The sequence below is a fragment of the Collimonas sp. OK607 genome, from assembly GCF_900111995.1.
Taxonomy (GTDB): Bacteria; Pseudomonadota; Gammaproteobacteria; order Burkholderiales; family Burkholderiaceae_D; genus Collimonas.
Genome location: NZ_FOKF01000009.1, coordinates 110,500 through 123,152, shown reverse-complemented (window position 1 = coordinate 123,152; position 12,653 = coordinate 110,500). Strand labels below are relative to the sequence as shown.

Here is a 12,653-nt window from a genome sequence, read left to right as displayed (position 1 = left end):
CTGAATGAATCGAAACGTATTGGCCCGCTTATCGGCAGATCTTAATGGCGCAGCTTGTAGCCGCGTTTCAGCATCTGCACCGCCAGAGTCGACAGCAGCGCCAGCGAGATGCAAATCACCGCGAGGCTGATCAGCGGATTGATATCCGACTGGCCGAAGAAGCCATAGCGGAAACCATCGATCATATAAAAGAACGGGTTCAAATGCGACACGGCTTGCCAAAATGGCGGCAATGACTTAATCGAATAAAATACACCGGCAAGAAAGGTCAGCGGCATGATCAGGAAATTCTGGAAAACCGCCAGTTGATCGAACTTGTCCGCCCAGATGCCTGCGATCAAACCCATGGTGCCAAGCAACGCTGCGCCGAGGAAAGCAAAAATCACAATCCACCATGGCGCCACAAAGGACAGATTGCCAAACCAGGCCGTGATCACGAATACGCCGAAACCAACCGCAACACCGCGTACCACGGAGGCCAGTACATAACCGCCATACAACTCCCAGTGCGACAACGGCGGCAACAGGATAAACACCAGATTGCCGGTCATTTTCGACTGTGTCAACGACGACGAGGTATTGGCGAAGGCATTTTGCAACACACTCATCATGACCAGGCCGGGAATCAGGAACGCCGTGTATTGCACGCCTGGATAAACTTCGACGTGATCTTTCAGCGTGTGGCCGAAAATCAGCAGGTACAGCAAGGCTGTCAGGATCGGCGCACCGACGGTTTGCGTCGCTACTTTCCAGAAGCGCAGCACTTCCTTGTAAAACAGCGTTTGGAAACCGACCATCATTTGACCCCGCCTGCGTTGTATTCGTCAGCGTAGACATTGAAGCCGTTGGCGCTGACCTTGCTATCCATGATCTGCAGGAACACGTCCTCCAGGTCAGCCTGTTGCAGCTGCATGTCTTCAATCACTGCGCCAGCATGGCGCAAGGAAGCGAGGATCGGTTCGACATCGGCATATTCGTTAACGCGCAAGGCGAACCTGCCGCCGTCTGCGTGCAAAACCAAATGATGCAAAGCTTCCGGCAGACTACCGCTGGACAACTGGATCAGCAACTGCGAACCGGCAATCCGCTTGATCAGCGCTGACGTGGTATCGAGCGCCACCACCTGCCCCAGCTTGAGCATGGCGATGCGGTTGCACTGTTCCTGCGCTTCTTCCAGATAATGCGTAGTCAAGACTACGGTGTGGCCTTCGCGATTCAGGCGCGAAATGAAACGCCATAAGGTTTGTCGTAATTCAACATCAACCCCCGCGGTCGGTTCATCCAGCACGATTACCGGTGGTTTGTGCACCAGCGCCTGTGCTACCAGCACCCGCCGCTTCATGCCGCCCGACAGCGCGCGCATGTTGGTATCGGCCTTGTTGGTGAGGTCGAGGTTTTCCATCACCTCGTCGATCCATTTGTCGTTATTCTTCAAGCCGTAATAACCGGACTGCATGCGCAAGGTTTCGCGCACTGTGAAAAACGGATCGAATACCAGCTCTTGCGGCACCACGCCAAGATTGCGGCGCGCGGCGCGATAGTCGCTGACGACATCGTGGCCGTGAATCGTGACATTGCCGGAATCCGGCCGGTTGAGGCCGGCGATGATCGAAATCAAGGTGGTTTTGCCGGCGCCGTTAGGGCCCAGCAAACCGAAGAATTCGCCTTCTTCGATGGTCAGGGAAACGCCACCCAGTGCCTGCAAGGACTGGTAACGTTTCTTGACGTTGGTGATTTGAATGGCCGCCATAGTGCCTTGCTAAATATTCTTAAATTGGGGACGCCGCAGCAATGTCGACGATTCGTTGACGATTCTGCTGCCGATTCCGTCTCTGGAGCCATCCTGGCCCCAGATAAGTGGCGTAACCCTTGATTATATTGGATTTTTGCTGCGAGGGCCGGGCGACAACGACAAACCCGGCATGCTAAGAAGGAGAGGAAAGGTAAAGCTCAATGATGCAATGTACTGGCGGCAACAATCACCGTCGCAGGCGCCAACAATTCTGTCACACCATACAAATCGATCAGGCTTTCCAGATTGGCGGGCAAACTGGAGAAATGCAGGGTCAGCCCTTGATTCAGGGCTGCACATTGCCATGCCAGCAAGGTGGCAACAGCGGCCGAATCGACCGCCACCACGTCGCACAGGTCAATCTCGGTTTCACCACCGGCGATCGCACGCAATCCCTCTTCCAGAGTGACTTTGGCGTTACCGACAGTGAGCGAGTGAGATGGCCTGAACATGATAGTCAATCAACAAATTGCATAAAAACCAGCTAAATAAGGGGAAAGGTGGCTTTTGCCACCCTGGAGCGGCATTCCGACTCTTCCCCGACCTTATTTATTTCTTGGCGGCGCGCGCCTTGTTCTTGTCCGACAGCACCTTGATCAAGCCATCAATGCCGGATCTGCCGATTTCGGACGCAAACGAACCCTTATATGACTCAACGAGCCAAGCCCCCAATACGTTGACATCATAAATCTTCCAGCTTGTACCAGCCTTTTCCATACGGTAATTGAGCTGGATCGGCTCGCCGCGCGGCTGGATCACCTGTGAACGCACTTCGACGTCGGTATCGGCCGGGTCGCTGCGCATCGGCTTGAAATCAATCTTCTGATCGCGCACCTGCGAAAGGGCGCCGGAGTAGGTATAGATCAGCAAGCTACGGAACTGGGCAATCAGTTGTTTCTTCTGATCATCAGTTGCGTCGCGCCAATAGCGACCCGCCGCCAGGGAAGTCATGCGCTCGAAGTCGACATACGGGATGATCTTTTCTTCAACCAGCGCCAGGATGCGTTGCTGATTGCCGCCCTGGATGCTTTTGTCGTTCTTGGCAGTATCCAGCACATCCTGGCTGATGCGCTTGACCAGCGCGTCAGGTGCTTCTTGCGCCTGTGCCGCTGCAGTGAATAACAGACTGCCGACAGTCAGCGATAGCGCCAGGTATTTTTTAAAAATTTTCATAAGTTTTTTAACAATCTTAGTAGTTGTTAGAGGACAAGAGAATGCGCCTCAGACGCGCTATATATTGGTTCTGAGACGGTAATTTCAAGCGTCGGTTCCAACCGACGCCCGCAATCATTCCATAATCGTTATTCGTTAGTCGACTTGGACTTGGCCGGCTTATCTGCCTTATCTGCCTTGTCCCCTGTGTCGTTATCATCAGCGTTGCCGCGAATCTGGCTTTGACGGCGTTGTGTATACGCATCGCGCACGAACTCATACTTGTCCAGGGCGGCACCTTCCAGCAGGTCGCCTGCATCCAGCAGATTTGCACGCTTGTCGATCAAACGTACCACAGAACCCGTATTGCGCCAGCGGACCGGGTATTTGTACGACCATATGTCGCCGTAAAAATCCACCGGCATTGCTGCCGTGTCACGAATATTCGATGGCCCGAACAGCGGCAGCACCAGATAAGGACCGGAGCCGACACCCCATTTGCCCAGGGTCTGGCCGAAATCTTTGTTGTGTTTCTGCAAGCCGGCTTCCGAGCTGATATCCAGCAAACCACCCAAGCCGAGCGTTGAGTTAACCGCAACCCGCATCACGTCCGACGTACCGTCTGCAACATTCCCTTGCAAGAAGCCGTTAACCGAACTCCAGACATCGCCCAGGTTACCGAAGAAATTGTTGACGCCGGTCTGCACAAAGCTTGGCAACCAGTTCCGGTAAGCGGTAGCAACTGGTTTCAGGGCTACCTTGTCAAGCGTATCGTTGAAGCTGAACATGGCACGGTTAAAGCCCTCCAGCGGGTCTTGCGGATTGCTGGTGGTGGCGCAGCCGGCCAGCGTTGCAACCAGGGCCAGCGAGCCCATACGATTCATGATTTTCATTGTTCTGTATCCTTTACATCTGCGGCTTTGCTGTACAAGAACTGGCTGATCAGGTTCTCCAGCACAATCGCAGATTGTGTTAATTTAATACGATCGCCGGCAGCCAGGTTCTTGGTGGCGCCACCTGCCTCGATACCGATATATTGCTCACCCAACAAGCCTGCTGTCAGGATCTTGGCCGAACTATCTTCTGGAAACTGGTAGCGCTCGTCCAGATTCAAGGTCACCACTGCCTGGAAATTCTTGTCGTCGAAATTGATCGATGCAACCCGTCCGACCACCACTCCGGCGCTTCTGACCGAAGCGCGCACTTTCAAGCCGCCGATATTGTCGAATTTAGTCACTACCGGATAGGTTTTGTTGAACGTAGAGCTGCTAAGGTTGCCGGCTTTCAACGCCAGAAAACCCAAAGCCAGTATCCCGACCAACACAAATATGCCTACCCATACGTCTACGGTTTTTTGTTGCATGATTCATCACCTTAAAAATACCACCTGAGGCGAACAATCCCCCAAGAAAATAGTAACGAGAAGTAAAGCTCTCCGCGAAAGCGCGCTGTTGCTGATTACCTTGCGCGCGAATAATCAGCGAAACTAATCAACGCAGCTAATCAACGCAGTTAATCAATTAAACATCAACGCCGTCAGCAGGAAATCCAGCGCCAATACCGCCAGTGAGGAAATCACGACGGTGCGTGTGGTTGCCCTGGAAACACCTTCCGGTGTCGGCTTTGCTTCATATCCTTGCCATACTGCGATAAAGGTTGCCGCGACGCCAAACACTATACTTTTCAAGACGCCGTTGGCGATATCCTGCCAAACATCTACCCCGCCCTGCATTTGCGACCAAAACGCTCCTTCATCGACGCCGATCAGTTTGACCCCGACCAGGTAGCCGCCGAATATACCCAGCGCGCTGAACAAGGCTGCCAGCATCGGCATCGCCACCACACCGGCCCAGAAGCGCGGCGCCACCACCCGTTGCATAGGGTCGACCGCCATCATTTCCATTGCCGACAATTGCTCACCGGCTTTCATCAAGCCGATTTCCGCAGTCAGGGAAGTACCCGCGCGGCCGGCGAACAGCAGTGCGGTTACGACCGGCCCCAGTTCACGTACCAGCGACAGCGCCACCAGCAGACCCAGCGCCTGTTCGGAACCATATTTATTGAGCGTGTAATACCCCTGCAGACCCAGTACGAAACCGACAAACAATCCCGATACACCAATAATGACCAGCGAGTAGTTGCCGATGAAATGGATCTGGTCGGTAATCAGCCGAGGGCGCCGCCAGAGGCCGCCAGAGGCGCGCAAAATCGCAAAAAACATCCGTGCAGCCGCACCCAGGCCGGTAACCGACTCACGCAAGGTACGCCCGACGGCGGCAAGAGAACTGGTTACAAATTTAGTTACAGCATCAAGCATATCTAGCATCAAGCGCGCCCCTTCAATCCTAGATCCTCGGACAACGACTTGCCAGGATAGTGGAACGGCACCGGACCGTCCGGTTCAGCGTTGACGAATTGTTTCACGTACGGATGAGTCGATACCCGCATTTCTGCCGGTGTACCCTGCGCCACGATTTCCCCTTGCGACAGGAAATAGACGTAGTCGGCAATGCCAAACGATTCATGGACGTCATGCGACACCAGGATACTGGTCGAACCGAGCGCATCGTTGAGCTTGCGGATCAGATTGGCCGTCACGCCCATGGAAATCGGATCCAGGCCGGCGAACGGTTCGTCATACATGATCAGCGACGGATCCAGGGCTATCGCACGCGCCAGCGCCACCCGCCTTGCCATGCCGCCGGAAATTTCTGACGGCTTCAATTGCGCCGCATTGCGCAAGCCAACCGCATTCAATTTCAGCAACACCAGCTTGTTTAACAAATCTGGCGGTAAATCGGTATGTTCGCGCAACGGGAAGGCCACGTTTTCAAAAGCGGTCAGGTCGGTAAACAAAGCACCGCTCTGAAACAGCATGCCCATCTTGCGCCTCAGCACATACAAAGCTGAAGTCGACAACGTGTGCACCGTTTCGCCGTCGACCTTGACGCTACCCGCCTGCGGCCGCAGCTGGCCGCCGATCAGACGCAATATGGTGGTCTTGCCGGAGCCGGAACCGCCCATTACGGCGATCACCTTGCCACGTGCAAAGTCCATGTTGAGACCCGATAAAATCGGCCGCTCACCATAACCAAATTGCAGATCACGAATCTCGACGATATTTGCCACACTGCTCACCGAATAAATCAAAGGAGCTATTGTAGTGCAAATGCGACAATCGTTCAGAGCGTACCAATAGTAGACAGACTGATATGTCCCCCTATTACAACAGTTTGACTATTGCCTGAATGCATGTGCAAAAATCCTGTTGCAGAAAAAAAGCACGCCGGTGTTGCCACTGACATGCTCTTTCTCTGTTTGCTGCGCAACCGCTGGTGAATTGCGGTTGCTATTGCAGTTGATTTATCAGCGTGGTAAAACCGAAGCTCCCATCAGGAATTCGTCGACTGCGCGCGCGCATTGACGGCCTTCGCGGATCGCCCATACCACCAGCGACTGGCCGCGACGCATGTCGCCCGCCGCAAACACTTTATCGACCGAAGTCTTGTAGCAGCCGTCGCCGTCGGTAGTGGCCTTGGCGTTACCGCGTGCATCCTTGTCGACGCCAAACGCCTCCAGCACCTGCTGTACCGGCGAGACGAAACCCATCGCCAGGAATACCAGGTCAGCCTTCATTTCGAATTCCGAATTCGGCACTTCCTGCATCTTGCCGTCTTTCCACTCGACGCGAGCGGCAATCAACTTCTCGACCTTGCCGTTCTTGCCTTCCAGACGCTTGGTGGCCACTGCCCAGTCACGGTCGCAACCTTCTTCATGCGAAGAGGAGGTGCGCAACTTGGTCGGCCAGTACGGCCATACCAGCGGCTTGTTTTCCAGTTCCGGCGGTTGCGGCATCAGTTCGAACTGCTGGATCGATACCGCGCCCTGGCGATTGGAAGTACCGACGCAATCGGAACCGGTATCGCCGCCGCCGATCACCACCACATGCTTGCCACCGGCCAGGATCTGATCCTTGACCTTGTCGCCGGCGTTGATCTTGTTTTGCTGCGGCAGGAAATCCATGGCGAAATGCACGCCCTTCAACTCGCGTCCCGGCACCGGCAAATCGCGTGGCTGCTCAGCACCGCCAGCGATCACTACAGCGTCGAATTCCGCCTTCAGTTCGTCCGGAGAGATGGTTTTCTTGGCCCAGTTGTTCACATTGGACGGGAAATCCTTGCCGACCAAAACGCCGGTGCGGAAAGTTACGCCTTCTGCTTCCATCTGTTCGACACGACGATCGATGTGCGATTTTTCCATCTTGAAATCAGGAATACCGTAACGCAACAAGCCACCGATCCGATCGCTCTTTTCAAACACGGTGACGTCATGCCCGATACGCGCCAGCTGCTGCGCCGCCGCCATACCTGCTGGCCCAGAACCAACTACCGCAACTTTTTTACCGGTTTTAACCAATGGCGGTTGCGGCACGACCCAGCCGTTTTCCCAACCCTTGTCGACGATGAAATGCTCAATCGACTTGATGCCTACCGGATCGCTGTTGATGCCCAATGTGCACGCGCTTTCGCATGGCGCAGGGCAGATACGGCCGGTAAATTCTGGGAAATTGTTGGTCGAATGCAGAGTCTCGAGCGCCTCGTGATAAGCACCGCGATACACCAGGTCATTCCAGTCGGGAATGATGTTATTCACCGGGCAACCGTTGTTGCAGAATGGAATACCGCAATCCATGCAACGCGCGCCCTGGGTCTTGGCATCGCTATCGCTCAGACTCAGGATGAATTCCTTGTAATGCTTCTTACGTGCCAGCGGCGCTTCATACGTTTCGCCGACCCGCTGAAACTCCATAAAACCCGTTACTTTTCCCATTTTTCACTCACATTTTCTCTGCAGGACGCACCGTGATCGGGTAAAACCGATGTCCGGCGCGTCCTTATCGTTACTTGGTTTAGGCGCTTGTGTCCGCTGTCGCTTAGCTAATTACATGCTCACTTACGCGACGACTTTTTCCTTGGCCGGCGTGACGTTGCGGACCGCATTCAACTCGCTCAGTGCCCGCTTGTATTCAGTCGGGAACACTTTGACGAATTTGCCGCGCGAGGCAACCCAGTTGTCCAGCAAGTTGCGAGCGCGCGTGCTGCCGGTGTACTTGAAGTGACGCTCGATCAAACCTTTCAAGATCGCTTCGTCAGCCTGTACTTCACCACCGCGCACGGTGCTGTGCCAGATCGCTTTGTCGATCGTGGCTTCTTGCTCGCCTTGGCTCAACACCGGTTCCAGCGTCACCATCGCCATATTGCATTGCGCGGCAAATGTGCCGTCCGGATCGTAGACATAAGCCAGGCCGCCAGACATGCCGGCGCCAAAGTTACGGCCGGTTTCGCCCAGCACCACCACTGTGCCGCCGGTCATGTATTCGCAACCATGATCGCCGGTGCCTTCAACCACTGCAATCGCACCCGAGTTACGCACTGCGAAGCGCTCGCCGGCGACGCCGTTGAGGAAAGCCTCGCCGGCAATCGCACCGTACAGCACCGTGTTACCGGCGATGATGTTGTCGACCGCACGACCGCGGAACTCAGTGTTCGGACGCACGATAATGCGGCCGCCGGACAGTCCCTTGCCGACATAGTCATTACCCTCGCCAACCAGATCCAGTGTCACGCCGTGCGCCAGGAACGCGCCTGCCGACTGGCCTGCGGTACCTTGCAACTGGATATGGATGGTGTCGTCGGGCAGGCCCTCATGACCGTACTTCTTCGCGACTTCGCCTGACAGCATGGCGCCGACGGTACGGTTCAGATTCTTGATCGGCGAGATGAATGAGACGCGCTCGCCCTTGTCCAGCGCGGCCTTGGCTTGTGTGATCAGCTTGTGATCAAGCGCCTTGTCCAGACCGTGATCCTGCTCTTCGGTGTGGTAATACACGCCACCTTCAGGCAATGCAGGCTGATAGAAAATACGGCTGAAATCCAGGCCCTGTGCTTTCCAGTGCGTGATCGCCCGCGACTTGTCCAGCAAATCGGCGCGGCCGATCAGTTCGTTGAAACTCCGGATGCCCAGCGAGGCCATGATCTGGCGCACTTCTTCGGCAATGAAGAAGAAGAAGTTGACCACGTGCTCAGGCTTGCCGGAGAACTTGGCGCGCAGTACAGGATCTTGTGTCGCAACGCCGACCGGGCAGGTATTCAGATGGCATTTGCGCATCATGATGCAACCTTCAACCACCAGCGGTGCGGTAGCAAAACCGAACTCATCCGCGCCCAGCAACGCACCGATCACAACATCGCGGCCAGTCTTCATCTGACCGTCGGCCTGAACCCGGATACGGTTACGCAAACCGTTCAGGACCAGCGTTTGCTGGGTTTCCGCCAGACCCAGCTCCCATGGGGAGCCGGCATGTTTGATCGACGACAAAGGCGAAGCGCCGGTACCGCCGTCATGGCCTGCGATTACCACGTGATCCGACTTGGCTTTTGCCACGCCGGCAGCCACGGTGCCGACACCCACTTCGGACACCAGCTTGACCGAAATCGAGGCACGCGGATTGACGTTTTTCAGATCGTGAATCAGCTGCGCCAAATCTTCGATCGAATAAATATCATGATGCGGCGGCGGTGAAATCAAGCCAACGCCAGGTACAGAGAAACGCAACTTGGCGATGTACTCGGATACTTTGTGACCTGGCAACTGGCCGCCTTCGCCGGGCTTCGCGCCCTGCGCCATCTTGATCTGGATCTGATCGGCCGAAATCAGGTATTCCGCGGTCACGCCGAAACGTCCGGACGCCACCTGCTTGATGCGGGAGCGCAGCGAATCGCCGGCTTGCAACGGGATATCGACTTCGATGCGATCTTTACCAATCACCGACGCCAGGGTTTCGCCTTGCTTGATCGGGATGCCCTTCAATTCCTGGCGATAGCGGTTCTCGTCCTCGCCGCCTTCGCCGGTGTTGGACTTGCCGCCGATACGATTCATCGCCACTGCCAGCGTGGCATGTGCCTCAGTCGAAATCGAGCCGAGCGACATCGCACCAGTCGCAAAACGCTTGACGATTTCCTTGGCCGATTCAACTTCATCCAGCGGAATCGCCTTGCTTGGATCGATCTTGAATTCAAACAAACCGCGCAAGGTCATGTGACGCTTGGACTGATCGTTGATCAGCTGGGCGTACTCTTTATAGCTGTTGAAGTTGTTGGCACGGGTCGAGTGCTGCAGCTTGGCGATCGCGTCCGGTGTCCACATGTGTTCTTCGCCGCGGACACGGTATGCATATTCGCCGCCGGCGTCGAGCGCATTGGCCAGTACCGGATCGTCGCTGAATGCAGCGCGATGCAGGCGCAAAGCTTCTTCCGCCACTTCAAACACGCCGATGCCCTCGACATTCGACGAAGTGCCCTTGAAGTACTTCTGGGTCATGCTCTTGTTGAGGCCGATCGCTTCGAAAATCTGCGCGCCGCAATACGACATGTAAGTCGAAATACCCATCTTCGACATGACTTTCAGCAAGCCCTTGCCGATCGCCTTCTGGAAGTTGTAGATCGCTTTTTCCGGCGACAATGTGCCAGGCAAGCCGTGCGCCAGTTCGGTCAAAGTATCCATCGCCAGGTAAGGATGGATAGCTTCGGCGCCGTAACCGGCCAGCAGTGCAAAATGATGTGTCTCGCGCGCCGAACCGGTTTCGACCACCAGGCCGGTTGAAGTGCGCAGGCCCTTGCTCACCAGATGCTGGTGAATCGCGGAAGTGGCCAGCAATGCTGGAATCGCCACTTGCTCGGCATCGACCTTGCGGTCCGATACGATCAGGATGTTGTGGCCGGACTTGACAGCATCGACCGCCTTGGCGCACAACGATGCCAGACGCGCTTCAATGCCTTCCTTGCCCCACGCAACCGGATAGCAGATGTTCAATTCATACGATTTGAACTTGCCGCCGGTATGGGCGCCGATATTGCGCAACTTGGCGATATCGTCGTAGTTCAGGATCGGTTGCGTGACTTCCAGACGCATCGGTGGATTGATGTTGTTGGTATCCAGCACGTTCGGCTTCGGTCCGATGAAGGACACCAGCGACATCACCATCGCTTCGCGAATCGGATCGATAGGCGGGTTGGTGACCTGCGCGAACAATTGCTTGAAGTAGTGATACAGCGTCTTGTTCTTGTTGGACATGACTGCCAGCGGCGAGTCGTTACCCATCGAGCCGATTGCCTCTTCAGCGCCGGCAGCCATCGGCGACATCAGGAACTTGATGTCTTCCTGGGTGTAGCCGAACAGTTGCTGACGATCCAGCAGAGGAATGGTCGAACCTGATTCGGACGGCTCCGCTTTCAGCTCGTCCAGCTTGACCCGCACCGATTCAATCCATTGCTTGTATGGTTTTGCGTTGGCAAAGGTGTCTTTCAATTCCTTGTCATCGATGATGCGGCCGGCGTCGAGGTCGATAAGGAACATCTTGCCCGGTTGCAGACGCCATTTCTGGATGATCTTGGATTCCGGAATCGGCAATACGCCGGATTCGGAAGCCATCACCACGAAGTCGTCGTCGGTGACGATATAACGTGCCGGACGCAAGCCGTTACGGTCTAGCGTACCGCCGATATGACGGCCATCGGTAAACGCCATCGCTGCAGGGCCATCCCATGGCTCCATCATCGCAGCGTGGTATTCATAGAACGCACGGCGGTTGTCATCCATGGTCGTGTGGTTTTCCCACGCTTCCGGAATCATCATCATCATCGCTTGCGCAATCGGATAGCCAGCCATCAGCAACAGCTCAAGCGCGTTGTCGAAACAAGCGGTATCGGACTGGCCTTCATAGATCAGCGGGAACAATTTTTTCAGATCGTCGCCCAGCACGGCCGACTTCATCACGCCTTCGCGTGCACGCATCCAGTTGAAATTGCCTTTGACGGTGTTGATCTCACCGTTATGCGCCAACAGACGATACGGGTGAGCCAGCGGCCATTCAGGGAAAGTATTGGTGGAGAAGCGTTGATGCACCAGCGCCAGCGCCGACAAGCAGCGTGGATCTTGCAGATCCTTGTAATACACGCCAACCTGGTCCGCCAGCAGCAAGCCCTTGTAGACCACGGTACGCGCCGACATCGACGGCACAAAGAATTCCTTGCCATGCAACAGGTTCAACGCCTGGATCGCGTGGCCGGACGATTTGCGGATCACATATAACTTGCGCTCGAGCGCGTCGGTCACCATGATGTCCGGGCCGCGGCCGATAAAGATCTGGCGGATCACCGGCTCCTTATCGCGCACAGTCGGCGACATCGGCATCTCGATATCCACCGGCACATCGCGCCATCCCAGCACGACCTGGCCTTCGGCCAGCACCGCACGTTCGATTTCCTGTTCGCAAGCGATACGGGATGCGTTCTCTTTTGGCAAGAACACCATACCGACGCCGAATTCGCCCGGTGGCGGCAAGGTCACGCCCAGCTTTGCCATTTCTTCGCGATAGAACTGGTCCGGCACCTGGATCAGGATCCCGGCGCCATCGCCCATCAGTTTATCCGCACCGACCGCACCCCGATGATCCAGATTCTTCAGGATCAGCAAACCCTGCTCAATGATCGAGTGGCTCTTCTTGCCTTTGATATGGGCGATAAAACCGACGCCACAGGCATCGTGCTCATTAGCCGGATCGTATAAACCTTGCGCTTGCATAACGTTGCTCCACCACTTTGAGAGTAAGGACATTAAGAATAGTGCAGACCGCACCAGACTTCAATCA

At 55.5% G+C, this 12,653-nt stretch carries 10 protein-coding genes; all 10 read right to left on the bottom strand.

Annotated features, from left to right (window positions below):
* Window positions 1–41: 41 nt before the first annotated feature.
* The 10 genes from BM029_RS08900 to BM029_RS08855 all read right to left on the bottom strand — a co-directional run bounded on the left by BM029_RS08900 (window position 42) and on the right by BM029_RS08855 (window position 12,586).
* Window positions 42–797, bottom strand: a complete 756-nt coding sequence (locus BM029_RS08900; RefSeq protein ID WP_092434924.1) for an ABC transporter permease — start codon at window positions 795–797, stop codon at window positions 42–44.
* Window positions 797–1,750: an ABC transporter ATP-binding protein gene (locus tag BM029_RS08895; RefSeq protein WP_092434855.1), complete on the bottom strand. Its 954-nt coding sequence runs from the start codon at window positions 1,748–1,750 to the stop codon at window positions 797–799. The genes BM029_RS08900 and BM029_RS08895 overlap by 1 nt, the downstream gene beginning before the upstream one ends.
* A 200-nt stretch (window positions 1,751–1,950) precedes the next feature.
* The gene (locus BM029_RS08890) at window positions 1,951–2,244 is read right to left on the bottom strand and encodes an STAS domain-containing protein (RefSeq protein ID WP_092434852.1); all 294 of its coding nucleotides are present in this window, start codon (window positions 2,242–2,244) and stop codon (window positions 1,951–1,953) included.
* Between the two features lie 97 nt (window positions 2,245–2,341).
* Entirely contained in the window at window positions 2,342–2,965 is a 624-nt protein-coding gene (locus BM029_RS08885) for an MlaC/ttg2D family ABC transporter substrate-binding protein (RefSeq protein ID WP_092434849.1), read from the bottom strand.
* Between the two features lie 128 nt (window positions 2,966–3,093).
* Complete coding sequence (locus BM029_RS08880) at window positions 3,094–3,837, bottom strand: MlaA family lipoprotein (protein WP_092434846.1); 744 nt, start codon at window positions 3,835–3,837, stop codon at window positions 3,094–3,096.
* Window positions 3,834–4,307, bottom strand: coding sequence for an outer membrane lipid asymmetry maintenance protein MlaD (mlaD, locus tag BM029_RS08875; RefSeq protein WP_092414170.1), 474 nt, complete (start codon window positions 4,305–4,307; stop codon window positions 3,834–3,836). Before mlaD ends, BM029_RS08880 begins: the two co-directional genes overlap by 4 nt.
* Window positions 4,308–4,460: 153 nt before the next feature.
* The gene (gene mlaE / locus BM029_RS08870; protein WP_092434922.1) at window positions 4,461–5,261 is read right to left on the bottom strand and encodes a lipid asymmetry maintenance ABC transporter permease subunit MlaE; all 801 of its coding nucleotides are present in this window, start codon (window positions 5,259–5,261) and stop codon (window positions 4,461–4,463) included.
* A gap of 8 nt (window positions 5,262–5,269) precedes the next feature.
* Window positions 5,270–6,073, bottom strand: coding sequence for an ABC transporter ATP-binding protein (locus BM029_RS08865; RefSeq protein ID WP_092434920.1), 804 nt, complete (start codon window positions 6,071–6,073; stop codon window positions 5,270–5,272).
* A 237-nt stretch (window positions 6,074–6,310) separates the two neighbouring features.
* A complete protein-coding gene (locus tag BM029_RS08860; RefSeq protein WP_092434844.1) occupies window positions 6,311–7,774 on the bottom strand; it encodes a glutamate synthase subunit beta in 1,464 nt (487 codons plus the stop codon).
* Window positions 7,775–7,897: 123 nt separating this feature from the next.
* Entirely contained in the window at window positions 7,898–12,586 is a 4,689-nt protein-coding gene (locus BM029_RS08855) for a glutamate synthase-related protein (RefSeq protein ID WP_092434841.1), read from the bottom strand.
* Window positions 12,587–12,653 lie beyond the last annotated feature (67 nt).